Origin of the sequence: Bradyrhizobium iriomotense, from assembly GCF_018129405.1 — a bacterium.
Lineage (GTDB): Bacteria > Pseudomonadota > Alphaproteobacteria > Rhizobiales > Xanthobacteraceae > Bradyrhizobium > Bradyrhizobium iriomotense_B.
In genome coordinates, this window is record NZ_JAFCLP010000008.1 from 13,538 (window position 1) to 35,782 (window position 22,245).

Genomic DNA, 22,245 nt, shown 5'->3' on the forward strand with positions numbered 1-22,245 from the left:
AGTATGGCCCTTCGTCAACGAATTGAACGTGGCGAAGTCTGGACTGTAGCCGGTGGAAATGACTACACGGGAAAGCCACGCCCGACTGTCATCGTGCAGGACGACAATTTTGATGCCACAGACTCGATCACGGTCTGCCCGTTGACAACCAATGAAACGGAAGCCCCCCTTTTCCGATTGCAGATCGAGCCGAACGAACGCAACGGCCTTCGAGTGCCGTCCCGGCTGATGGTCGACAAGATTACCACAGTGTCGAAAGCCAAGTTGGGAACGCTGGTGGGACGCCTAGAAGATGACGACGTCTTGCGTCTCAACCGCGCTATGCTGGTTTTCCTCGGATTGGCCGGCTCGCAGAGAAGCCTGGGCGCGGATTAGCCGTAGCCACGCCCTCACCGCCCCTGTCCGGCGAACTCGTGCTTGGTGTCGTGGCCACCCACAAACACCAGGATGCCGGCGAGCAGCGGAAGGACGGCGAGGACGAGCAGACCGGTCGAGGTCTGCCCCGTCGCTTCCTTGACCCAGCCGATCAAATACGGGCCGCCGAAGCCGGCGAGGTTGCCGATCGAGTTGATCAGCGCGATGGCGCCGGCGGCGGCCGTGCCGGAGAGCCAGGCGGTCGGCAGGGTCCAGAACACGCCGAAGCAGCAGAACACGCCGATTGCGGCGACCGTCAGCGCCACCATCGTCGCCGTAGGATCAGTGAGATAGGAGGAGATGCCGAGCGCGACCGCCGTGAGCAGCAGCGGCGCGCCGACATGCATCACGCGCTCGCGCGTCGCATCGGAATGCCGCGCCCACAGGATCATGGCGATGGTGCCGAACAGATAAGGGATAGCGGTGACGAAGCCGGTCTGCGCGTTGGTGAGGCCGAACGCCTTGACGATCTGCGGCAGCCAGAACTGCATGCCGTAGAGCGCGCCGACGAAGCCGAAATAGATCAGGCTGAGCGCGATCACCTTGGGCGAGGACAGCGCCTCGCCGAGCGAGAAATGCTTCACCGCCTGCTTGGCCGCGATTTCGGAATCGAGCTTTGCCTTGAGCCAGGCCTTCTGCTCGGCCGAGAGCCAGTCCGCCTTCTCCGGCTTGTCGGTGAGATAGAACCAGGTGACGATGCCGAGCAGCACTGAGGGGATGCCCTCGATGATGAACAGCCACTGCCAGCCCCTCAGCCCCATCATGCCGTCGAGCCCGAGCAAGAGGCCGGAGATCGGCGCGCCGATCACGGTCGAGACTGGCACCGCGATGGCGAAGGCCGCGAGGAAGCGGGCGCGATATTCGGCCGGATACCAATAGGTGAGATAGAGGATGATGCCGGGGAAGAAGCCGGCCTCTGCGACGCCGAGCAGGAAGCGCAGGACGTAGAAGCTCGTCACGCCGCTGACCGTCGCCATCAGCGCCGAGATGATGCCCCAGGTCACCATGATGCGGGCGATCCAGCGGCTGGCGCCGAACTTCTCCAGCGCCAAATTGCTCGGCACCTCGAAGATGAAATAGCCGATGAAGAAGATGCCGGCGCCCCAGGAGAAGATCAGCGGGGTGAACTTCAGCTCGGCGTTCATGGTCAGCGCGGCGAAGCCGAGATTGACGCGGTCGAGATAGGAGAAGAAATAGGCCAGCACCAGGAACGGGATCAGGCGCCAGGAGATGGCGCGGATGGTCGACGTCTCGATTTCGCTCTTGGCGGCGCCGGCGGAACCGGCATAGGTCGTGGTCTGGCTCATGGCTTCCCCCCGGGTTGTTGCTTTTGTGAGCTGATCCGGGGTTTTGAGCATCGCGGGCGAAGAGTCAATGGAACAAGCAATGCACGGGACGCAGCCGGATAAACTTGTTGCGCCGCTACGGACATCGCTGGTCCGCGCCGTCCTCGCGCTGGTCGTGATTGCCTGCGGGCTGTCCCTGCGCTGGTACGGCTTTCCGCTCGGGTTACCTGCCTTTGTGGTGAAGTACGGCGGCTCACTGCTGTGGGCCACGATGGTGTTCTTGCTGGTCGGGGTATTGCTGCCACGGAGGACGCGGACGCAGATCGCAGCCATCGCGGCGGTGATCGCGGTCGTCGTGGAATTCTCTCGGCTGGTGCATGTGCCGTGGCTCGATGCGTTCCGGCTGACGACGGCCGGCGCGCTGCTGCTTGGCCGCATCTTTTCGCTGTGGAATCTGCTGGCCTATGCGGTCGGGATCGTCATCGGCGTTGGGCTGGACCGTCTGGCCGACATGCACAGGGTGAGCACGCTCAATTCGCAAACGGCCGGCTCGACCCGCGAATGATCAGCTCCGTCGGCACGGTGAGACCGCGGCCGCGCTCAATCTCGTCGCCGCGCATCCGCTCCAACAGCATGGTCGCAGCGTGGCGGCCCATGGCCGCGAGATCCCACGCGATTGCCGTGATCGGTGGCCAGTACAATTCGGCGAGGTCGGAATCGCTGCCGGCCACGACCGAAATCCCGTCGCCGACGGCAAGGCCCATCGTCCGCAGCGCGCGCAGGCAGCCGCCGAGCATGTCCATCGCCGCCACGAAGAGCGCTGTGGGAGGCTCCGCGAGGCTCATGAGCGAGCTTGTTGCCCGATAGGCGTCTTCGCTCGAGAGCACATCGTCTCGCAACAGCCTCGGGTCCGGCGCGATGCCCGCCGCCGCATACGCCGCGCGAAATCCTTCGAGGCGGCTTCGCGACGGAAAGGCCTTGAGGTCGCCGACCAGCATGGCGATCCGCCGGTGCCCGAGACCGAGCAGGTGGCTCGTCGCCAGACGGGCGCCCTCGCGATGATCGGCCGTGACGCGATCGAGCGCCTCGATGCGATCGCGGTCGATGAGAAGCACCGGCATCGTCGCCTCCGACAGCGCCGCGCGCACGTCCCGGTGCTGCTCATCACTCAGCGTCATCATCACGCCGTCCACCCGGCGCCTGCGGAAGGCACGCAGCAAGGCGATCTCGACGTCGGGCCGGTTGGTCGTGCTCGCCAGCAGCAAAGTGTACCCGGCCTCGCGCAAGACCGCCTCGGCCTCCTTGATGAACAGGGCAAAGCGCGGGATGTCGAAATCGCGGATGGCGCAAGCCACGAGCCGCGACCGGCCCGCGCGCATGCTCTGAGCCGTGACATCGACCTCGTAGCCAAGATGCGCCATCGCCTTTTCGACGCGCTCGCGCAGCTCCTTGGTCACCGCAGGATGATCATTCAGCACGCGGGATACCGTGCCGACCGCAACGCCAGCCTCCCGGGCGACGTCCTTGACCTTCACGGTTTGCGATCGATGGGCGTGTGCCGGCATGCCTACTTTATGAACCGGTTCATTTATCCAGGCAAGGCAACGCGACCGATTTTGCTAAAAAACTAGCCGATTTGCGTCATGACCGCCTGCGCGGCCCAGACTCTTGATGAACCGGTTCATTGACTCAACGCCAGAACCCGGCACAATGGCTGTCGGCGGTGAAACGCCGCGCAAGGAGGCCCCAGCCATGCCGCAGCCCAGGATCGCCTTTGTCGGATTTGGTGAGGCCGCGCGATGCTTTGCATCGCATCTTGCGGCGCAGACTGGTGCGACGATGGTCGCGTTCTGTCAGGGCAAGACCAACGCGCCGCCCTACTCCGAGGCCTTTCGTGCGATGGCAGCCGGCTGTGGCGTCGTGCTGGTCGACCGGCTCGAGGACCTGTCGGACGCGGACGTGATCTTTTCCGCCGTCGTCGTTGCCGTTGCGGCTGAAACGGGTGAGGCCATTTCCAGGATCGTCCGTCCCGGCTGCCTCGTCGTGGACATCAACGCCGCGACCCCGCAGACGAAAAGGCGTGTCGCCGCAGCCGTGGAGGCCCGCGGCGGTCTGTTTGCGGATGCGAACCTGATGGGATCGGTCGACCTCTACGGTGCCGCGGTCACGCTCTACACGTCCGGCAGCGGCGCCGAGCGCTTCGCGGAGATATTCAAGCCGCTCGGCTTCCGCATCGAGGTCGCAGGCCCCGAAGCCGGAACGGCAGCTGCCGTGAAGATGCTGCGAAGCGTGGTGACCAAAGGCATGGAGGCGCTGCTGGTCGAGGCGCTGACCGCCGCAACGCTCGCCGGCGTGCGCGATGAAACCATGCGCGGGCTTTGCACGTCGATGGATGCCACCCCCTTCAGCAAATTCCTAGACATGTGCGTCCGCTCCGACGTGCTGCACGCCGAGCGCCGCGCGGTGGAGATGGATGGCGTAGCCGCAGGCTTGCGGGAATTAGGTTTCGATCCCCTGATGGCCACCGCCACGGCGGCGCGCTTGAAGGTTTCCGCCCAGCTAGGCCTGCGAGACGAATTTGCGCGACGGTCCAGCTATTCAGCCGACGAGGTGCTGGACCGATATGCGCATGCCGTAGCTGGCGGCTCGGTCGAGATCGGAGAGACTGTAGACAGGACGACGAGGTTCACTCCGCCAGCTGAAACCGCTCGAACCGATCGAGCTCCTCCTCGATCACGCGCTTGAACTCCTTACGCCCCGCCGTCTTCTTGCCCTGCCCGACCCAGGTCCATTTCTGCATCAGGAGCTTCTTCGCCTGCCGGTCGGTCTTGAGGTCGAGCGCGGCGACGATCTCGTCGCCGACCAGCACCGGCAGCGCGAAATAGCCGAGCTTGCGCTTGGCCTTCGGCACGTAGGCCTCGAACAGATGGTTGTAGCCGAAGATGAGGTTGGTGCGCTTGCGCTGGATGATCAGGGGATCGAACGGCGAGAGGATGTGGACGAGATCGGGCGACACCTCGCCGTTCGCTTCCAGCGCCGGGGGCGGCGCCCAATGCTCCTGCCTGCCCGCGCCGTCGATCGCAACGGGCACGAGCTCGCCGCGGCGAACGCGCGCGGCGATCAGGCTGGCGACCGCCTTCTTGCTCGGCGCATCGAGGTGGCAGATCGAATCGAGGCTGACGACACCCTGTGAGCGCAGCGCGCGATCGAGCAGATAGGCCGTGATGTCCTTCGCGGAGGCCGGCTTCGGCAGCTTGTCCCAGCCGAAATGGCGCGTCATCAGCTCATAGGTCTTGAGCATGCCCTGGCGTTCGCTGATGGTTGCAACACCCGTGTAGAAGGCAAGCTGCAAGGCCCGCTTCGAGGGTTTGCGGCTCTGCCAGAGGTGCTCCTTCTCGGTGAGCACGTCGTCCTCGATGTCGCGGATCGTCAGCGGACCGGCGCGCAGCAGCCGCATCACCTTGCGCGTATCGGCAGGCTTGACCGAGGCGTACCATTTGTGCCCTTCGCGGCGGTGCTCGCGCATCGCAGGGAGGAAGAAGCGGAAGTCGCCGGCCGGCACATAAGAGAGCGCATGGGTCCAGTATTCGAACACGCTTCTGTCGACGCTCTGGGCCTGGCGCAGATCGGCGCGGCGATAGGACGGGATGCGGCTGTACAGGATGTGGTGGTGGCAGCGCTCGATGACGTTGATGGTGTCGATCTGCACATAGCCGAGATGGGAGACCGCATCGGCGACGGCCTGCGCACCCTCGCCGAACGGGATGCGCTGAACCAGCCGCTGGGCGTGCAGCCAGACCTGCCGGGCCTGTGTGGTGGTGAGGGGGAGAGGTTTGGGCGCGCGGGACATTGCAGGACACAATGTAGCGGGATTCGCGCCGAGAGAAAGAACGGTGCAGAAAGAACGGGGCAAGCGAGCGGCCAGGGAAAACCGCGCTGCCATCTGCTGACAGCGCGGCCGGATGGCGCGCGGCGCGCCTACTTCATCGACATCGCCTTCTGCGACTTCATGTAGTGCATGCAGGCGCTCTTCATCTTGCCGTTGCTCATGTCGGTGTTGGCCATGGCCATTTCCTTGTTCGCCGCCATCTTGGCCGGCGTGTCGGGTGTGCCGCCCATCGTGGCTGCGGTCTTCATCATGTTGTCCTTGGTGCACGCCATCATGGCGGCGGATGCCGGGGACAGCGAAAGAGTGAACGCGACAAAGGCTGCGGCCGTGAGCAAGATCTTCATCGAAAAGTCTCCTCCGTAAAACGAAACCGGCGTCATGCCGGCCTTCGCAACTACGTATTCTCTCGCGCAGACGTTTCGCAGAGAAGACAATTTTCTTGCTGCAGTGCGAAGACAGACGCGGTCAGCGATTGTCCTTCGGCGCCCCGGAGCGGCCACCGAGGCTGCCTGTGGCGACGTCCGGCTCACACGACGCCTTGCCGCGTCCTTCCGCCTGGCAGCGATAGACGCTGCCGGTGAGACGGTCGACCAGCCACATGTTCTCGTCGGTCGGGGCTTCGAGGCCGACATAGCGCGAGGTGAGGCTCGTGATCAGCGTCGACAGCAGGATCGCCAGCGCGATCATCGCCGCGCCGATATAGATGGGCATGGAGCTCAGGGACACAGTCCGATCCGCACTGCGATGGAACTGGTAGTCACTCGGCCTCGGCACTGGACGGAACTCGGCTCCCCTCGTCTGCGGTTGATGGCGAAGAATTTTGCTAGGCGCGCATCTGGCCGATTTCTTGTTCGCGAGCAGGCCGCGCGGCGACGGCTTCGCGACGATCGGTGTGCGCAGGTTTCTGCAAGCGAACCGGCGCCTCATGGATCCCAGACACCCGCCGGCATCAGGCCGGACTTTCACCGACCAGCCTGACCGTGCTTCGTGATCTGAATCACGCCAGGGCTGGGGTGCCTCGAACCCGCGCGTGAGCGGACGCGACCCCTGCTGTTCAGCCGCCCGCGCCTACCCTCGGGGTCGCGAGCTTTCTGCCCGATCCCACACCCGAACCGCCGCAAAACGCGCTGGGATCGCCGCGGAGACGGCCATTCCCAACGTGACGAAGATCACACTTCGGTTTTTGAACCTCCCCTATGCTCGCAGCATCAAATCGCCATCAGGCGTTACAGCGAGGATACGACAATGACCCGTTTTGATAGGTTTTTTGGACTGAAGGCGATCACTCTTACCGCGGCGCTGTCGATGACGGCGAGCTTTGCGCTGGCCGGCGACAACAATTTCTCCGCCAGCCAGATCGTGGACGCGCTGAAGCCGAAGCCGGTGACCCGCGGCCTGTCCGTCGGTCCGCAGGCCGATACGACCGCGCAAGCCAAGGAAGCGACGTTCCTGAACACGGTGCGCAACCGCTCGACCCGGTCGCTCTCGATGGGCGAGCGCGAGCAGATCGCCGAGTTGGCTGCGACCAAGCCGAAGATCGATCTGGAGATCCAGTTCGACTACAACTCGGCCGACATCGCCAGGACCTCGGTGCCGTCGGTGCAGGCGCTCGGCAAGGCGCTGTCCGACCCGGCGCTCAAGGGCTCGACCTTCGTGGTCGCCGGCCACACCGACGCCATCGGCGGCGAGGAATACAACCAGGGGCTATCCGAACGGCGCGCCGACACCATCAAGAAGTACCTGGTGCAGAACTACGGCCTCAACGGCACCGATCTCGTCACCGTCGGCTACGGCAAGACCAAGCTGAAGGATACCGCCAACGGCGCCGACCCGATCAACCGCCGCGTCCAGGTCGTGAACATGGACACCAAGACCGCGTCGAAATGATTTCGAACCGTCGCGCGATACACGCCGCCTGCCGCACCCCGGCAGGCGGCGATGTCATATCCAGCTCTGGAACAGCATCAGCCGATTGAAAGTCTGCATCGACGTGCCGATGAAGGCGGCCGAGACCGGCAGCATGACCGCAAAGCCGGCCGCGGCGACGCCGACATAGGCCCACAGCAGCCAGCGCGGCAGGCCGCCCCGGCGCAAGACGTAGACCAGTGCAAGGGAAGCTGCGGTCGCGGCCGGCAGGTAGTAGTAGATGAACCCCAGCGTGCGCGGCAGCAACGCCCAGGCAAGCCAGGGCCCGAAGTAAAACGCCGCAATCAGGAACGCATCCCATCGGCGCGTGACGACGAAATCACGCAGCACGACTGCGAGCGCCGCCAGCGCCAGCCACGCCACCAGCGGATTGCCGAGGAAGACGATCGCGGAGACGTTGTCCTCCGCCGTCTTGTCGAACAGGAACCACACCGGACGCGCGAGCAGTGGCCAGGACGGCCACGCGCTCATATAGGTGTGCCCGGCGATCGCAGTCGTGGTGTTGTCGGCGAAGATCCGGCGTTGCGCCTCGATCAGATCCGGCAGCGACAATCCATAGAGCGGAATGAAGGCGACGAGATAGGTCATCGCCGGCAGCACGGCGAAGCAAAGCGCGACATGGAGCGCGCTGAAGTCCGGCCAGAGGTCGGGCCGATACCAATCGTCCGCCCTCGCGTCGGCGAACAATGTGTGCCAGCTCTGCATCAGGCGGATCACCGCGACAATGACGATGCAGACGCCGAGCGGAAACAGGCCGCTCCATTTGCAGGCTGCAGCAAGGCCGAACAGGCAGCCCGCCACCGCGAACAGTGCATGCGGCCGCTCTTTGCGAAAGCCATGCATGAAGGCCGCGGTCGCGAGCAGACCGAAGCCGAGCGCAAAGATGTCGAGCATCGCGATGCGGGCCTGCACGTAGAGCATCTGGTTGAAGGCCGCGATCAGCGCGGCGGCGATCGCCGGTCCCTGCGCAGCGAACAGCGCGAGGCCGCACAAATAGATCGCGACGATGGCGAGAGCGCCGAACAATGTGCCTGGATATCGCCAGCCCAGCGCGTTGTCACCGAAGGTCGCGATCGACGCCGCGATCAGCTCCTTGGCCAGCGGCGGATGCATCGGATTGAGCATCGGCTGCGACATCGCGGGCGCCAGCATCTGGCGCGCCGCCGGCACGTAATGCACCTCGTCGAAGACGAACTTCTCTGGCCTAGTGAGTCCGATCAGCAATGCCAGATGCGCGATCAGGAAAATCGCGACAGCAATCACTGCGCTCCGCGACACCTTCGGAACCGCAGGCAATTCGAGCGTCTCTTGTGGGGCTGTTTTGCGTGGCAAATTGGCTTCACCGCGGAGAAAAAAATATTGGCTCTCGTCATTGAACGCATTCTGCCGCAGCTGTCACTAAGCATGACGCACGTCCCGCGCCGCTTGTGATAATTCCGCCACATCGCAAGCATGCGCGATCCGGTACGATCAGGGACACATCGATCGGTTGCGAAATGAATTTGCGTTTTTGGCTTTTCCCCACACTGCTCACGGCCGCTCTGTGCGCCGCGCCTTGCGCGCAGGCGCAGACACGCGTCGGCGAAGCCGTCGTGATCCAGAACGAGGTTGTGCGGGTGGCCGCGACCACGACGCCGATCAGCGTCGGCGACAGCATGTTGCGCGACGAGACCGTGCGCACCGGCGCCGACAGCGCGGCGCGCTTCGTCATGGCCGACAGCACCAATCTGTCGCTCGGCCCGAGCGCCACGCTGAAGCTCGACCGCACCGTCTTCAACGACGAGCACAGCTATCGCGACGTCGCGATCCGGATGACGACGGGCGCATTCCGCTTCGTCACCGGACATTCCGAGAAGACCGCATACAAGATCACGACGCCGCTCGCGACCATTGGCGTGCGCGGCACCACGCTCGACATCCTCTCCCAACGCGGCCGCTCCGTCGTCGTGCTTCAGGACGGCGCCGCGAGCGTCTGCACGCTGAGCTTCCAATGCGTGCAGCTCACCCAGCCCGGCGACACAGCGATCATCACCTCGACCGGCGGCAAGGTCTCCATCACCAAGACCAACACGCCGCCCTGGACCTTCGCCGCCAACTGCGCCGCAAGCGCCGGGCTGTGCGCGGTCAACCAATACGCCGACGCCTCGCCGACCATCACGCCCGCCGTCCATGACGACGGCATGCTGTGCGGGCGCTGACGATGGTGACGCTCCACTTCGGACGGTTCATCCTTGCCGGCGTGCTGACCGCCGTAACTGCACTTGCCCTTGTCGCGCTGGACGTCCGCCCGGCTGCAGCCCAGGCGGCGTGCGAGTCCGAGTGCACAACCGGACCGACTCCCATACCGACCTATTCTCCCTCACCTTCGCCCTCTCCGTCGCCGACCCCCTCTCCGTCACCATTGCCGAACCCGTATCCGTCGCCGAGCCCGACACCGACCGGCGCGGATTCCAGCGGCAATTCGATCGGCGGCCTCGCGGACCAGCGCTTCAACCAGATGATCACCAATCGGGTGCTCGGCACGGTGCTGCTCGGCGTCAACGAGCAGGTCAATTGCAGCGACTGCATCAGCGCGTTCGGCTCGGCCGGCTCGTTCTCAGCCGGCATCCACGGCCGCAAGGAGCTGACCAACAATCTGTCGCTGCTCGCCGGCATCGCCTACACGCAATACAATGAGGGCGGCTACAAGATCACCAGCGCGCCCATCGGCGCCTTCGCGCTGCGCTATGACTTCACCGATTGGGGCTCCTCGCGCCCGTTCTTCGACGTCGGCACCATCCTGACGCCATGGGAGAAGGCGCGCTATACCCGCAGCTACGACACCAGCCTCGGCCCGGTCAGCGTCACGAGCTCGACCAACGCCTCGAACTACGCGGTCTACGGCCGTGCCGGCTGGATGAGCCGGGTATCACCGCGCGACGAGGTTGCGGCCTCGATCGAGGTCTGGCAGCTCTGGCAGCGCGTCTCCGGCTATACCGACAGTGCGGTGGCATTCAATCCGTTCGACGCCAGCATCGCGACCGGCACCGACCGCACCAGCCTCGTCAAGATCGGCGGCCAGTGGACGCATCTGTACGGCAGCAACATCGAGGCCAACATCAACGGCGGCTGGGTGCAGTCGTTCGCCAGCCATAGCGGCGTCGTCGCCACGGTGACCGGCAACGGCACGGTGGTGCCGACTATGGGCAACCAGGGCTGGCTCGAATATGGCGGCCGCCTCGGCTTCCGCGTGCAGAAGGGCTGGATCGTCGACCTGTTCGCCAACGGCACGCTGGGCCCGCAGCCGGTCGGCAACACCATCCACGGCGGCGTGGGGCTACGGATTAATTATTAGCGGCGAAATCTCGCCTCAAATTCCGCTGTCATGCTCCGGCTTGACCGGGGCATCCAGTACGCCGCGGCCCATCGGTTTAATTACTGCCGTCTCGGAGTACTGGATCGCCCGGTCAAGTGTTTAGCCCGGACAGATCACTGACGGGGGTTCGGAGACATAGCTGACACATCAACATTGGCTGGATTGGTCCGATTCGGGAGGGCGTCCATGCCTTGGAACGAGGTGTCGGTAATGGATCAGCGGCGTGAGTTCGTGCGACTTGCTTTGCAGGAAGGAACCAACCGGCGAGAGCTGTGCCGGCGGTTCGGGATCAGTCCTGATGTGGGCTACAAATGGCTGAGGCGCTGGCAGGCGGGCGACCATGAGTTGGCGGATCAGCCCCGCCGTCCGAAGAGCATGCCCAAACGCAGCGAGCCTGCGGTGGAGGCGCAAGTCTTGGCTGTGCGCGACAAGCATCCAGCCTGGGGCGCGCGCAAGATTGCCCATTGCTTGAAGCGCGGCGGCGAGGTTGTGCCTGCGCCTTCCACGGTCCATCAGATCCTGTGCCGGAACGAGCGGATCAAGCCGAGCGAGAAGGCCCCGCCGAGCCCATCAGACCATCGCTTCGAGAAGGAGGCACCCAATCAGCTGTGGCAAATGGACTTCAAGGGCCACATGCCCCTTGCCAACGGAACGCGCTGTCATCCGCTGACCATGGTCGATGATCACTCGCGCTATGCCGTGTGTCTGAAGGCATGCGTCAACGAGCAGCGTCCCGCCGTGCAGAGGCATCTCACCGACACCTTCCGCCGCTATGGCCTGCCGGAGGCCTTCTACATCGACAACGGCTCCCCCTGGGGCGACACGTCCGGCGTGCGCTGGACCGCGCTGAAGGTGTGGCTGCTCAAACTCGGCATCAGGGTGGTGCATGCCAGGCCGCGCCACCCCCAGGGCCGGGGCAAGAACGAACGCTTCCATCGCAGCTTGAACGCGGAAGTGTTCGCCCTGCGCACGTTCCGCACTCTGACGGAAGTCCAGCGCGCCCTTGATAGCTGGCGCATGCTCTACAACCTGGAACGGCCTCACGAGGGCCTTGGCATGGGCGTCCCCGCCGATCGCTACCGCCCCAGCTCTCGCCCCATGCCCGAACGTGTCCCGCAGGTCCAATACGACGCCGGAGAGACCGTTCGCACCGTCTCCTCGACCCGGAGCTACATCGCCTTCAAGGGTCGAATGTGGAAAGTCCCGCAAGCCTTCTGTGGCGAGCAACTGGCCGTCAGACCGCTCGACCGCGACGGCCACTTCGGAATCTTCTTTGCCAGCTGGCTGGTCGCATCGATCGACTTGACCAATGACCAACCTGTCAGTGATGTGTCCGAACAGGTGTCAGCCATGTCTCCGGTCTAAACATCAAGCCGGGCGATGACAGTGAGTATGTGGCGAGAGCACCCCGCCTCACGCCGCCGACTTGCCCTCGAACGCGCGCCGCAACACCTCCACGTCCAGCTTCACCATCTTCATCATGGCCTGCATCGCGCGGGCGGCGGCGGCCTTGTCGGGGCTGGTGAGAAACTCGAACATGACTTTCGGCACCACCTGCCAGGCCACGCCCCAGCGATCCCTGAGCCAGCCGCACTGCTCCTCCTTGCCGCCATGGGCGAGGAACGCGCTCCAGACGCTGTCGACCTGGGCCTGGTCGTCGCAATGGATCATCAGCGAGATCGCGTGGGTGTACTCCATCTTCATGCCGCCGTTGAGCGCGACCAGCGGCTGCCCGGCCACCGTGAATTCGACGACGAGCACGGAGCCCGTCTTGCCGGACGGGTTGTCCGAAACATTGCGCTGAACGTGCGTGATCTCGGAATTGGGCACGAGCGAGGTGTAGAACTTCGCCGCTTCCTCGGCATCGCCGTTGAACCACATGCAGGGCACGAGCTTGGACATCGTGAATGCTCCTCTTCGGCTGGCTGGGGTTTCGATCAGGCGTTCGCCATGTCGGACTGCGCGGCGAAGGCCGCGAGGTCCATCCAGTTCACGCCCCACATGTGCCCGTCCGGATCCTCGAAGCTGCGGCCGTACATGAAGCTGTATTCGTCCTTCGGGCCGGGATCGGCCACTCCGCCCGCTGCCTCCGCCTTGCCGACGACCTCGTCGACCTCGTTGCGGCTGTCGGCGGAGAGACAGAACAGCACCTGGTTCGAGGTCCTGGCATCCGAGATCGGCTTCGGCGTGAACTGGCGGAATTTGTCGTGGGTGAGCAGCATGGCGAAAATGGTCTCGGAGAAGACCATGCAGCTCGCCGTCTCGTCGGAAAATTGCGGGTTCCTGACCGCGCCGACCGCCTCATAGAAAGCCGTCGCGCGCTTGAGGTCGGTCACCGGCAAATTGACGAAGATCATCTTGGGCATCGGAAGCTCCTTGGGCGGGTTCCACCCAAGGACGGACGGGCCGACGGCCATCCGACACGGCTTCCAGATATTTTTTCAGGCTCTGGCTGCGGGGTTCTGTTGCACAACCAGCAGGCTTCAGGCCGGCCTTACTTCTTCTCGTTGGGGTCCCGGTGCACGGGGTCGATCCACAGCACGGTCTCGGGCTTCTCGACCGGCTCGATGTCGAGGTTGATCGCTACCGCCTCGCCGTCGCTGCGCACCAGCACGCATTCCAGCACCTCGTCCGGGCTGGCGTTGATCTCCTGATGCGGCACGTAAGGAGGGACGAAAATGAAATCGCCGGGGCCGGCCTCCGCGGTGAACTGCAGGCTCTCGCCCCAGCGCATCCGCGCCTTGCCCTTCACCACGTAGATGACGCTTTCGAGATGACCGTGATGATGCGCGCCGGTCTTGGCGTCGGGCTTGATGCTGACGGTGCCGGCCCACAATTTCTGCGCGCCGACGCGCGCGAAATTGATCGCTGCCGCACGGTCCATGCCTGCCGTCGACGGCACGTTGGTATCGAGCTGGTTGCCGGGAATGACGCGCACGCCGTCATGTTTCCAGCGATCGTCGTGGTGATCGTGGTCATGGTGGGAATGCGAATGGTCATGGCCGGTCATGGGACGTGCTTCCTGTTGGTTCCGTGCGCAGCAAACTAACCCAAAGCCGCAGCCGCAAGCCATACCAAATTCGGAACCCTCGTAGCCGCCAAATGGTGCCGTTGCGGCTGAGTGACGCGCGCAGGACTGCAAACGAAAAGACCGGCCGCATGGCCGGTCTTTTTGTTTGTTTTGTTCAGTCATCCCGGGGCGATGCGCAAGCATCGAACCCGGGATCTCGAGATTCCGGGTTCGGCTCTTCGAGCCGCCCCGGAATGACGGCTGCGCCGTCACTTCACCGCGAGCAATTCCACGTCGAACATCAGCGTTGCGTTCGGCGGGATCACCCCGCCGGCGCCGCGCGCGCCGTAGCCGAGCTGCGGCGGAATGATCAGCGTGCGCTTGCCGCCGACCTTCATCGAGGCGACGCCCTCATCCCAGCCCGCGATCACGCGGCCCTTGCCGATCGGAAACTCGAACGGCTCCTTGCGATCGACGGACGAGTCGAATTTCTTGCCCTTCTGGCCGTTCTCATAGAGCCAGCCGGTATAATGCATCACGCAGATCTGGCCGGGCTGCGGCGAGGCGCCGGTGCCGACCGTGGTGTCGATGATCTGCAAGCCTGAAGCTGTGGTCATGGTCTTTCCTGCGGTCTGGGCCGAGGCCGTGGTGGAAACGAAATCGGACACACTGGCGATCACCGTGATCGCGAGTGCCGACATGATAGCGAGGAGCACGCGCTGGAAACGCTGCATAAGACACCTTCCATTTGAGGCGGGAGGTGTCTAACGCAATGCAGGTGTCGTTTCCAGCCGAAACCTTCGCAGCTTTGTGCCTCGCTCAATAACCCAGCGCGCAGCCGTCCTTGCGCGGATCGGAACCACCGGTGAGGGTGCCCTTGTCCCAGTCGATCCAGATCGCCTGGGCGCCGCCGAGCGGGCCGACCACGCTGGTGGTCTTGTGGCCGAGCTTCTTCAGACCCTCGACGATGCCGGCAGGAACGCTGTCCTCGAGCTGATACTGGCCCTCGTAGTGCAGGCCACGCGGCATGTCGATCGCCTCCTGCACGTCGCAACCATAATCGAGGATGTTGGTCAGCAGACGAGTCTGGCCGGTCGGCTGATACTGGCCGCCCATCACCGCGAACGACATCGTGGAACGGCCGCCCTTGGTGAGCAGGCCCGGCATGATCGTGTGCAGCGGACGCTTGCCGCCTTCGATGCAGTTGGGATGGCCGGGCTGGATGCGGAAGCCGCCGGCGCGATTCTGGAACAAGACGCCGGTCTTGTTCGAGACGATCGCCGAACCGAAGGAATGCGCGACCGAATTGATGAACGAGCAGACGTTGCGGTCCTTGTCCACCACCGTGATGTAGATGGTCGAGGGATTCATCGGCGGCGCGACATTGGGCAGGTCGAGCATGCCGTCCATGCGGATCTTGCTGATGTACTCGTCGGCAAAGCCCTTCTCGAGCATCTCGGCGACGTTGATCTTCATGTGCTCGGGAGAGGCGACGTGCATCTCGCGGTTCATGTAGGCGATGCGCGCGGCCTCCGCCTCGAGATGGAAGCGCTCGACGCTCACGGGCGCGTACTTGGTCAGGTCGAAGCGCGACAGGATGTTGAGCATCAACAGCGCGGTGACGCCCGGGCCGTTCGGCGGGCACTGCCAGACGTCATAGCCCTTGTACGTGGTGCCGATCGGCGTGGTCACTTCGGTCGTGTGCGCGGCGAAATCATCGAGCGTGTGCAGGCCGCCGATGCCGCGCAGGGTCTCGACCATGTCCTCCGCGATCTCGCCCTTGTAGAAGGCGTCGCGGCCGTCCTTGGCAATCGCGCGCAGCGTCTTGCCGAGCTCGGCCTGACGGATGACGTCACCGGCCACCGGCGGCTTGCCGCCCGGCAGCAGGTAGCGCACGGTGTTGGTGCCATTCTTCAGCTTCTCGAACTGGTTCTTCCAGTCGAAGGCGATGCGCGGGGCGACGACATAGCCCTCCTCGGCCGCCTTGATCGCGGGCTGGAGCAGGCGGTCGAAGCCGAATTTGCCGTGATCGCGCAGCACGGTCGCAAAGGCGTCGATCACGCCGGGGATCGAGACCGCATGCGCCGAGGTCAGCGGCACGGAAGTAATCTTGCGCTCGAGATACCAGTCGGCGTTCGCCGCCTTCGGGGCGCGGCCGGAGCCGTTATAGGCGATGATCTTGCCTTCGCCACGCGGCTGGATCAGCGCAAAGCAGTCGCCGCCGATGCCGGTCGATTGCGGCTCGATCACGCCGAGCACGGCCGAGCCGGCGACCGCCGCGTCCACCGCCGTGCCGCCCTCGCGCAGCACCTCGATCGCGGCCAGCGAGGCCTGCGGATGCGAGGTCGCAACCATCGCGTTGGTGGCGTGGACCGTGGACCTGCCGGGGAAATGGAAGTTTCTCATCGAATTCTTGCTCTCGTTAGGCTGTCTTGAGGCTTTCTTGGCCGTGGATGCGCGCGCCGCGCCGTCTCGGAAAAACCGGGTCTACATGGCACATTCCGGCCGGTCGGGGCAATGCTGGCATACCAGGGAAATGGCTGCCATCCGCTGGGCGTATAGACCTTTTGCGGGCTCTCGCGATGCGGGTTTTCCGGGCGCCGGCCGCCTGCTAAACGAGCGGCCATGACGTCCAGGAATATGGCTTACAAGGTCTGCGCCTTCTATCAATTCGCCGCCCTGCCCGATTACCGCGAGCTGCGCGAGCCGCTGCGCGCGTTCTGCGCCGGCCTTGCGCTGAAAGGCAGCGTGCTGCTGGCCGAGGAGGGCATCAACGGCACCATCGCCGGCGCGGCCGAGGCGATCGACACCTTCGCCCACGAGCTCGCACACGGCGCCCGATTCGGCGGCCGGCTGAACAATCTCGAATTGAAGTTCTCGACTGCGGAGGGGATGCCGTTCGGCCGGCTCAAGGTGCGGCTGAAGAAGGAGATCGTCACGCTGGGCGATGCGGCCGCCGATCCGACGCGCCAGGTCGGCACCTACGTCGACGCACGCGAATGGAACGCGCTGATCGCAGCACCCGACACGCTGGTGCTCGACACCCGCAACGCCTTCGAGGTCGCGATGGGCACGTTCGAGGGCGCGGTCGACCCAGACATCAAGAGCTTCGGCCAGTTCAAGGAGTTTGCCGCGCAGAAGCTCGATCCGGCAAGACACCGCAGGATCGCTATGTTCTGCACCGGCGGCATCCGCTGCGAGAAGGCGAGCGCGCACCTGCTCGCGCGCGGCTTTGCCGAGGTCTATCACCTCAAGGGCGGCATCCTGAAATATCTGGAAGTGGTGCCGGAGGCGCAGAGCCGCTGGCGCGGCGAATGTTTTGTGTTCGACGAGCGCGTCGCGCTGGGCCACGGTTTGCGCGAACGGGACAAGGACGCGACACGTGACGAATGAGATCAAGACGCTGAGCGAACGCATCGACACGCTGGAGATGCGCATCGCCTATCAGGACGACACCATCGAGACGCTGAACCAGACCATCACCGCGCAGTGGAAGCAGATCGATGCGCTGACGCGGAAGATCGCAGAGCTCGGCGAGCGGCTGCAGGAGGCCGAGGCCCATGCGCCGGGCCCCGCCAACGAGCGCCCGCCGCATTATTGAATTCTCGTGCCCCGGGCGCAGCGCAGCGCGCTTTGCGATGCGCTGCTGAACCGGGGCCCATTATTGCGACAAGATAGGTGCTGGGTCCCGGCTCGGCGCCGCATCGTTTCACGCTGCGTCGCGTCCGGGACACGTAGCTGTTGCGGACGAGGCTTACTGTCCGGACGCCTTCGGCAGCAGGGTCATGACCTCGCCGGACATGATCAGACGGTCGCGGCCGGCATCCTTGGCGGCGTAGAGCGCGCGATCGGCGGCTTCCACCAGAGAAGCGACGCCTGCGGTTCGCTCGAAGGTCGGCCGGCAGGCGGCGCCGCCAAGCGAGGCGCTCACGCGCCCCGAAATCGGGCTCGAGGCGTGGACGAGGCCCTGCCGGTGAATGGCTACGCGGATCCGTTCGCCGATCCGGGCGCAGCCGGCGGCATCGGTGTTGGGCAGCAGCATGGCGAATTCCTCGCCGCCATAGCGCGCCGCCAGATCACCGGCGCGCTGCATCTCGGCCGCAAGGATCCTGGCGATCACGCGCAGGCAGGCGTCGCCCGCGGGATGGCCGTACTCGTCGTTGTAGGCCTTGAAGTGGTCGACGTCGATCATCAGCAAAGCGAGGCTGGACCGGTCGCGATAGGCCCGCGCCCATTCCTCCTTCAGCCGCTCGTCGAAGCGGCGGCGGTTGGCAAGCCCGGTGAGGCTGTCCTCGATCGCAAGCGTCTCGAGCCGGGTTTCGAGCTGCTTGTGCGCGGTGATGTCGCGCGAGATCGCGACCACGCCATCGACACGGCCGTCGTCCTTGCGCGTCACCCGCATGGTCGATTCGAGCCAGACTTCGCCCTTCTGCCGGTGCGAGTTGCGGTAGGTGACGCGCGCCTCCTCCTTCTCGCCGCGCTTCATGGCGTCAACGAGAGCCTGGACTTGCGGCAGGTCGTCGGCATGAATGCCGGCGAGTGCGGGCGTACCCATCAATTGATTGGCCCGCCAGCCGACGACGCGAACCGACGACGGCGAGACATAGCGCAGCCGCTCGTCGAGCCCGATCCGGGTCACCATGTCGCTGGAGCCTTCCGCGAGCAGGCGAAAATGCGCTTCCTTCTCGACCAGGGCGGCCGCCATGCGCTGCCCGCGCTGCAACTGCCGCACCAGCACCGCGCCGATGATTGCAATCAGCATGACCAGCGCAAGGACGTAGAGCATGCGGGAAACTGCGGCGGCGCGCCAGGGCGCCAGCAGTGCATCCCTGTCGACGGTGGCGAGCAGGAAGAACGGATAGCGGCTGGAGCGCTTGAAGAAGCTGACGCGTTCGGCGCCGTCCAGCGGCGACTTGAAGTGATAGGCGCCGCTCGGTCCCTGCAGGCTCGGGTCGCGAAACAGCGGCTTGTCGGCAACGCTGCGTGCGACGAATTTCTCGTTGCTCGGGTAGCGCGCCACGATCAGGCCGTCGCCATGCGTCAGCGCCACGGAGCTGTTGCGGCCGATCTCGAACTGCTCGTAGAAGTGCGACAGATATCGGGAGCTGATGGTCGCGAGCACCACGCCGCCGAAGCTGCCGTCCGGCTTGTTGAAACGGCGCGACAGGGTGACGACCCATTCGCCGTCGATCAGGCTCTTCACCGGGCGTCCGAAATGGGGCTCGCGCTTCGGCGAGAGCTGGTGATGGCGGAAGAACGCGTCGTCGCTGAACGTCGAGTTGATCGTCCCGGGAGAGGTCAGCCGTTTGCCCTGGTCGTCGGTGATGGCGAGGCTGTGGATGCGTTCGACCGACTTCGCCCGGGCCTCCAGGAGGTTTCCGAGCTTGGCAATCGTGACGGGGTCGGTGCCGTCCATCTCCAGCCGGCTGACGACGCCGACGATGCCGGAATCGAGCAGGTCGAAGCTGTCCTCCGCATGCTGTGTCAGCGAGCGCGCAACGTTCGCCATCTCGGTCTCGGCGCCCCTGAGCACCGCATCGCGCGCGGCCCATTCGCGCCAGGCGCTGACGCCGAGGATGGTCGCGCAGGTCAGCACGACGAACGCCGCCGCACGCAGCGGCAGGCGGCTCCATCCGGCTCTTTGGGTAGCGGCGCTCATGCGGCAGAATTTCTCCGATCGTTTCGGAAACTCTGCCGCTTCTCTTAGTGAACTCTGAAATCACTACCGGAATACGCGGCTATCTCCCCGGTTTCCAGTAGTCTTACGGACGCCAGGATCAGCGCATCGCTAACAAGACATTAGCAAGCCTGTCGGAATCCGGCGCCTCTCGCCGCTAGCTGAAGATCGCCTTCACCTTGTCCCAGAGCGAGGGGGCATCTGCCTCCGCATCGGCCTTCGACGGTGTCGGCTGGGCCGCACTGACGGGATCGGATGCGGGGAAGGTGTCTTCCAGACCTGTATCGAGCTTGGCATGACGATCGGCGGCAAGCGCCTCACGCAGATCGTCGGCGTGCTTGTCGTGCGGGGCGGGATTGAATCTCTCAGCCATGAGCTCCTCCTTTGGCTGGTCAACGCGACCCGATTGCGCAGGTTCCCCTGTTCCGCTGAGCGCCGGGGCGGTGTATCAGGAGCCATAACCTCGTTCAGGACCATTCGTGCCCCAGCCTGCAAAAAAGCCCTTCATCGACGTGCTCTCCGGCCAGCGCCAGCCCGTCCCGCCCATGTGGATGATGCGACAGGCCGGCCGCTACTTGCCGGAATATCGCGAGGTGCGCGCCAAGGCTGGCGGCTTCCTCGATCTCTGCTTCAACCCGGAACTTGCAGCCGAGGTGACATTGCAGCCGATCCGCAGGTTCGGCTTCGACGCGGCGATCATCTTCTCCGACATTCTCGTGATCCCCTACGCGCTCGGCCGCTCGGTGCGCTTCGAGGTCGGTGAAGGCCCGCGGCTCGAGCCGCTCGACGATGCCGCCAAGGTCGCGACGCTGGCGCCGCGCGCTGATCTCGGCAGGCTGCAACCGGTGTTCGACGCACTGAAGATCGTGCGCAGCGCGCTCGATCCCAGGACCGCGCTGATCGGCTTCTGCGGCGCGCCGTGGACGGTCGCGACCTACATGGTCGCCGGCCAAGGCACGCCCGACCAGGCGCCCGCACGAATGATGGCCTACCGGCATCCCGAGGCATTCTCGAAAATCATCGACGTGCTGGTCGACAGCTCGATCGAATATCTGCTGGCCCAGCTCGCCGCCGGCGCCGATGCCCTGCAGATCTTCGACACCTGGGCCGGCGTGCTGCCGCCGGCCGAATTCGTGCGGTGGTCGGTCGAGCCGACGCGGCGCATCGTGGAGGGCGTGCGCGCGAAGGTGCCGGATGCGAAGATCATCGGTTTTCCCCGCGGCGCCGGCGCACTGCTGCCGCCTTACGTCGAGGCGACCGGCATCAACGGCGTCAGCATCGACTGGACCGCGGAGCCGGCCTTCATCCGCGAGCGCGTGCAAAGCAAGGTCGCCGTGCAGGGCAATCTCGATCCGCTGGTGCTCATCACCGGCGGCGCCGCGCTCGACCGCGCGGTCGACAACGTGCTGGCCAATTTCGCCGAGGGGCGGCTGATCTTCAATCTCGGCCACGGCATCCAGCCGGAGACGCCGATCGCCCATGTCGAGCAGATGATCAAGCGGGTGCGGGGCTAATGTTTCAGCCTCTCAGGAGGCGGAAACAAAAAAGTGCGAAAACAACCCCATGCACAGTACAAATCATTGAAGAATTTCGCACGGCGCAGCCTCAGGTCCGGAAGCGACGAGGTTTGACCCGTCGGGCAAAACAGGGGCAGAATGGCAGGATCGCAGATTGTGATTTCGGCGAAGCTTACCGCAGCCGGCTGCGCTCGATGAGAGGCCACGTCAGGCGAGGAAATCGCTGCGATTCACCCGGCTGAGCGACGTTTCGAGCCGGAGATCGTCGCGCCTGATCTCTTCGACCGTCTCGAAGGTGAAACGGATGTGCTCGGCCGCAGCCGCTTCAGCCTCCTTGGTCTTGCCTGCGATCACCGCGTCCGCGAGCGCCAGATGTTGCTCCAGCAGCTGGTCGCGGACGCCCTCGCGCAAATAGAGTTGCGCGCGGCTATAGAAGATGTTGTTGCGCAAGAGGTCGGCAAGCGCGCGCATGACGTGGAGCAACACCACGTTGTGACTCGCCTCGTAGATCAGGAGATGAAGCTCCACGTCGGCATCACCCTCCTGGCTCGGATCTTCGAGCTTATGGGCCTTTCGCATCCGATCGGCGCAATCCCGGATCGCCTGCCGGTCGAGATCGGTGCCACGCAGTGCGGCGAAGCGGGCGGCGTGCGCCTCCTGAATCCTGCGGAATTCGAAATAGTCGGCCGTGACACGCGGCTTGTCCTGCAACAGCGTAGCGAGCGGCCGCAACAGCGGCGACAGGAACTGGGCGACGAACGTCCCCGAGCGGGTGGTGGCGAGCAGCCCGCGCTTTTCGAGGATTTGCAGCGCCTCGCGCAGTGAGGGTCGCGAGATCTCCAGCTTCTCGGCGAGATCCCGCTCCGCCGCGAGCTTTTCTCCAGGCCGTAATACGCCCTCGAGGATCAGCTTCTCGATGTGATCGGCCATCGCTTCCGCGATTTTCGGCGTCCGGACGACGTTGCTCAAGATGGCACCTATCCCTTTGGCAGAGCGCGCAGATTCGGTTGCGAAGTATGGCCCTTTCGCGCCCTCGGTCAAGCATCCTCCCCACGACCGATTCCGGATTAATAATATTTCCCAATTGACAATTCTGGTAAATTAATTTTACCAATATAGGTATCGGACAATGTGGATACCCAAGACCGTGGACCAACGCGGCGGCAGATGA

At 64.5% G+C, this 22,245-nt stretch carries 24 protein-coding genes; 10 read left to right on the forward strand and 14 right to left on the reverse strand.

Going from position 1 to position 22,245, the window contains the following annotated elements; translation table 11 throughout:
• Positions 1–21: 21 nt before the first annotated feature.
• Positions 22–375: a type II toxin-antitoxin system PemK/MazF family toxin gene (locus tag JQ592_RS18265; protein WP_211404428.1), complete on the forward strand. Its 354-nt coding sequence runs from the start codon at positions 22–24 to the stop codon at positions 373–375.
• Between the two features lie 14 nt (positions 376–389).
• Here the strand turns inward: JQ592_RS18265 and JQ592_RS18270 are convergent, their stop codons facing one another.
• Entirely contained in the window at positions 390–1,721 is a 1,332-nt protein-coding gene (locus JQ592_RS18270) for an MFS transporter (RefSeq protein ID WP_211404205.1), read from the reverse strand.
• A gap of 79 nt (positions 1,722–1,800) precedes the next feature.
• Between JQ592_RS18270 and JQ592_RS18275 the strand changes: the two genes are divergently transcribed.
• Positions 1,801–2,265 carry a DUF2809 domain-containing protein gene (locus tag JQ592_RS18275; RefSeq protein WP_211404429.1) on the forward strand — a complete coding sequence of 155 codons (465 nt, stop codon included), beginning with the start codon at positions 1,801–1,803 and terminating at the stop codon, positions 2,263–2,265.
• On the opposite strand, the gene JQ592_RS18280 is transcribed toward JQ592_RS18275, so the two are convergent.
• A complete protein-coding gene (locus JQ592_RS18280; protein WP_349630470.1) occupies positions 2,231–3,235 on the reverse strand; it encodes a LacI family DNA-binding transcriptional regulator in 1,005 nt (334 codons plus the stop codon). The two genes, JQ592_RS18275 and JQ592_RS18280, sit on opposite strands and share 35 nt — an antisense overlap.
• 136 nt (positions 3,236–3,371) lie before the next feature.
• Here JQ592_RS18280 and JQ592_RS18285 point away from each other — a divergent pair, with 136 nt between their 5' ends.
• Complete coding sequence (locus JQ592_RS18285; protein WP_246820503.1) at positions 3,372–4,445, forward strand: NAD(P)-dependent oxidoreductase; 1,074 nt, start codon at positions 3,372–3,374, stop codon at positions 4,443–4,445.
• Here JQ592_RS18285 and JQ592_RS18290 read toward each other — a convergent pair.
• The 3 genes from JQ592_RS18290 to JQ592_RS18300 all read right to left on the reverse strand — a co-directional run bounded on the left by JQ592_RS18290 (position 4,387) and on the right by JQ592_RS18300 (position 6,300).
• Positions 4,387–5,550, reverse strand: coding sequence for a winged helix-turn-helix domain-containing protein (locus JQ592_RS18290; RefSeq protein WP_211404207.1), 1,164 nt, complete (start codon positions 5,548–5,550; stop codon positions 4,387–4,389). The genes JQ592_RS18285 and JQ592_RS18290 overlap by 59 nt on opposite strands.
• 128 nt (positions 5,551–5,678) lie before the next feature.
• Entirely contained in the window at positions 5,679–5,933 is a 255-nt protein-coding gene (locus JQ592_RS18295) for a hypothetical protein (RefSeq protein WP_211404208.1), read from the reverse strand.
• A gap of 121 nt (positions 5,934–6,054) precedes the next feature.
• Positions 6,055–6,300, reverse strand: a complete 246-nt coding sequence (locus tag JQ592_RS18300; protein ID WP_211404430.1) for a hypothetical protein — start codon at positions 6,298–6,300, stop codon at positions 6,055–6,057.
• Positions 6,301–6,834: 534 nt separating this feature from the next.
• Here JQ592_RS18300 and JQ592_RS18305 point away from each other — a divergent pair.
• Positions 6,835–7,476, forward strand: a complete 642-nt coding sequence (locus tag JQ592_RS18305) for an OmpA family protein (protein ID WP_211404209.1) — start codon at positions 6,835–6,837, stop codon at positions 7,474–7,476.
• A gap of 54 nt (positions 7,477–7,530) precedes the next feature.
• Here JQ592_RS18305 and JQ592_RS18310 read toward each other — a convergent pair whose 3' ends face one another.
• The gene (locus JQ592_RS18310; protein WP_211404210.1) at positions 7,531–8,811 is read right to left on the reverse strand and encodes a phospholipid carrier-dependent glycosyltransferase; all 1,281 of its coding nucleotides are present in this window, start codon (positions 8,809–8,811) and stop codon (positions 7,531–7,533) included.
• Positions 8,812–9,011: 200 nt separating this feature from the next.
• Between JQ592_RS18310 and JQ592_RS18315 the strand changes: the two genes are divergently transcribed.
• The 3 genes from JQ592_RS18315 (at position 9,012) to JQ592_RS18325 (ending at position 12,235) form a co-directional block, all read left to right on the forward strand.
• Positions 9,012–9,713, forward strand: coding sequence for a FecR family protein (locus tag JQ592_RS18315; RefSeq protein WP_211404211.1), 702 nt, complete (start codon positions 9,012–9,014; stop codon positions 9,711–9,713).
• Positions 9,701–10,849 (forward strand): hypothetical protein, encoded by a 1,149-nt coding sequence (locus tag JQ592_RS18320; protein ID WP_433996424.1) that lies wholly within the window; start codon positions 9,701–9,703, stop codon positions 10,847–10,849. Before JQ592_RS18315 ends, JQ592_RS18320 begins: the two co-directional genes overlap by 13 nt.
• Positions 10,850–11,056: 207 nt before the next feature.
• Positions 11,057–12,235 carry an IS481 family transposase gene (locus JQ592_RS18325; protein WP_211404213.1) on the forward strand — a complete coding sequence of 393 codons (1,179 nt, stop codon included), beginning with the start codon at positions 11,057–11,059 and terminating at the stop codon, positions 12,233–12,235.
• A 48-nt stretch (positions 12,236–12,283) separates the two neighbouring features.
• Here the strand turns inward: JQ592_RS18325 and JQ592_RS18330 are convergent, their stop codons facing one another.
• The 5 genes from JQ592_RS18330 to ggt form a co-directional block, all read right to left on the reverse strand.
• Positions 12,284–12,772 (reverse strand): VOC family protein, encoded by a 489-nt coding sequence (locus JQ592_RS18330; protein ID WP_211404214.1) that lies wholly within the window; start codon positions 12,770–12,772, stop codon positions 12,284–12,286.
• A gap of 35 nt (positions 12,773–12,807) precedes the next feature.
• The gene (locus JQ592_RS18335) at positions 12,808–13,236 is read right to left on the reverse strand and encodes a VOC family protein (protein ID WP_211404215.1); all 429 of its coding nucleotides are present in this window, start codon (positions 13,234–13,236) and stop codon (positions 12,808–12,810) included.
• Positions 13,237–13,364: 128 nt separating this feature from the next.
• The gene (locus tag JQ592_RS18340; RefSeq protein WP_028134790.1) at positions 13,365–13,880 is read right to left on the reverse strand and encodes a cupin domain-containing protein; all 516 of its coding nucleotides are present in this window, start codon (positions 13,878–13,880) and stop codon (positions 13,365–13,367) included.
• A gap of 269 nt (positions 13,881–14,149) precedes the next feature.
• Positions 14,150–14,614, reverse strand: a complete 465-nt coding sequence (locus tag JQ592_RS18345) for an FKBP-type peptidyl-prolyl cis-trans isomerase (protein ID WP_130370680.1) — start codon at positions 14,612–14,614, stop codon at positions 14,150–14,152.
• Positions 14,615–14,699: 85 nt separating this feature from the next.
• The gene (gene ggt / locus JQ592_RS18350) at positions 14,700–16,286 is read right to left on the reverse strand and encodes a gamma-glutamyltransferase (RefSeq protein ID WP_211404216.1); all 1,587 of its coding nucleotides are present in this window, start codon (positions 16,284–16,286) and stop codon (positions 14,700–14,702) included.
• A 234-nt stretch (positions 16,287–16,520) separates the two neighbouring features.
• Here ggt and JQ592_RS18355 point away from each other — a divergent pair, with 234 nt between their 5' ends.
• Both JQ592_RS18355 and JQ592_RS18360 read left to right on the forward strand, forming a co-directional pair.
• Positions 16,521–17,273 (forward strand): rhodanese-related sulfurtransferase, encoded by a 753-nt coding sequence (locus JQ592_RS18355; protein WP_211404431.1) that lies wholly within the window; start codon positions 16,521–16,523, stop codon positions 17,271–17,273.
• On the forward strand, positions 17,263–17,481 hold the full coding sequence (locus JQ592_RS18360; protein ID WP_211404217.1) for a SlyX family protein: 219 nt from the start codon (positions 17,263–17,265) through the stop codon (positions 17,479–17,481). Before JQ592_RS18355 ends, JQ592_RS18360 begins: the two co-directional genes overlap by 11 nt.
• 153 nt (positions 17,482–17,634) lie before the next feature.
• Here the strand turns inward: JQ592_RS18360 and JQ592_RS18365 are convergent, their stop codons facing one another.
• Both JQ592_RS18365 and JQ592_RS18370 read right to left on the reverse strand, forming a co-directional pair.
• Positions 17,635–19,539, reverse strand: a complete 1,905-nt coding sequence (locus JQ592_RS18365; RefSeq protein ID WP_211404218.1) for a sensor domain-containing diguanylate cyclase — start codon at positions 19,537–19,539, stop codon at positions 17,635–17,637.
• A 175-nt stretch (positions 19,540–19,714) separates the two neighbouring features.
• Positions 19,715–19,930 (reverse strand): hypothetical protein, encoded by a 216-nt coding sequence (locus JQ592_RS18370; protein ID WP_211404219.1) that lies wholly within the window; start codon positions 19,928–19,930, stop codon positions 19,715–19,717.
• A gap of 106 nt (positions 19,931–20,036) precedes the next feature.
• On the opposite strand from JQ592_RS18370, the gene hemE reads away from it, so the two are divergent.
• A complete protein-coding gene (gene hemE / locus JQ592_RS18375; protein ID WP_211404220.1) occupies positions 20,037–21,071 on the forward strand; it encodes a uroporphyrinogen decarboxylase in 1,035 nt (344 codons plus the stop codon).
• Positions 21,072–21,281: 210 nt separating this feature from the next.
• Here the strand turns inward: hemE and JQ592_RS18380 are convergent, their stop codons facing one another.
• On the reverse strand, positions 21,282–22,043 hold the full coding sequence (locus tag JQ592_RS18380) for an FCD domain-containing protein (RefSeq protein ID WP_246820504.1): 762 nt from the start codon (positions 22,041–22,043) through the stop codon (positions 21,282–21,284).
• Between the last annotated feature and the right edge of the window lie 202 nt (positions 22,044–22,245).

Coding starts and splice junctions, on each gene's coding strand:
- ggt (WP_211404216.1), bottom strand. CDS start 16,286: ATGAGAAACTTCCATTTCCCCGGCAGGTCCACGGTCCACGCCACCAAC.
- JQ592_RS18295 (WP_211404208.1), bottom strand. CDS start 5,933: ATGAAGATCTTGCTCACGGCCGCAGCCTTTGTCGCGTTCACTCTTTCG.
- JQ592_RS18290 (WP_211404207.1), bottom strand. CDS start 5,550: ATGTCCCGCGCGCCCAAACCTCTCCCCCTCACCACCACACAGGCCCGG.
- JQ592_RS18370 (WP_211404219.1), bottom strand. CDS start 19,930: ATGGCTGAGAGATTCAATCCCGCCCCGCACGACAAGCACGCCGACGAT.
- JQ592_RS18285 (WP_246820503.1), top strand. CDS start 3,372: ATGAACCGGTTCATTGACTCAACGCCAGAACCCGGCACAATGGCTGTC.
- JQ592_RS18300 (WP_211404430.1), bottom strand. CDS start 6,300: ATGCCCATCTATATCGGCGCGGCGATGATCGCGCTGGCGATCCTGCTG.
- JQ592_RS18325 (WP_211404213.1), top strand. CDS start 11,057: ATGCCTTGGAACGAGGTGTCGGTAATGGATCAGCGGCGTGAGTTCGTG.
- JQ592_RS18330 (WP_211404214.1), bottom strand. CDS start 12,772: ATGTCCAAGCTCGTGCCCTGCATGTGGTTCAACGGCGATGCCGAGGAA.
- JQ592_RS18335 (WP_211404215.1), bottom strand. CDS start 13,236: ATGCCCAAGATGATCTTCGTCAATTTGCCGGTGACCGACCTCAAGCGC.
- JQ592_RS18315 (WP_211404211.1), top strand. CDS start 9,012: ATGAATTTGCGTTTTTGGCTTTTCCCCACACTGCTCACGGCCGCTCTG.
- JQ592_RS18355 (WP_211404431.1), top strand. CDS start 16,521: ATGGCTTACAAGGTCTGCGCCTTCTATCAATTCGCCGCCCTGCCCGAT.
- JQ592_RS18305 (WP_211404209.1), top strand. CDS start 6,835: ATGACCCGTTTTGATAGGTTTTTTGGACTGAAGGCGATCACTCTTACC.
- JQ592_RS18340 (WP_028134790.1), bottom strand. CDS start 13,880: ATGACCGGCCATGACCATTCGCATTCCCACCATGACCACGATCACCAC.
- JQ592_RS18270 (WP_211404205.1), bottom strand. CDS start 1,721: ATGAGCCAGACCACGACCTATGCCGGTTCCGCCGGCGCCGCCAAGAGC.
- JQ592_RS18275 (WP_211404429.1), top strand. CDS start 1,801: ATGCACGGGACGCAGCCGGATAAACTTGTTGCGCCGCTACGGACATCG.
- JQ592_RS18365 (WP_211404218.1), bottom strand. CDS start 19,539: ATGAGCGCCGCTACCCAAAGAGCCGGATGGAGCCGCCTGCCGCTGCGT.
- JQ592_RS18345 (WP_130370680.1), bottom strand. CDS start 14,614: ATGCAGCGTTTCCAGCGCGTGCTCCTCGCTATCATGTCGGCACTCGCG.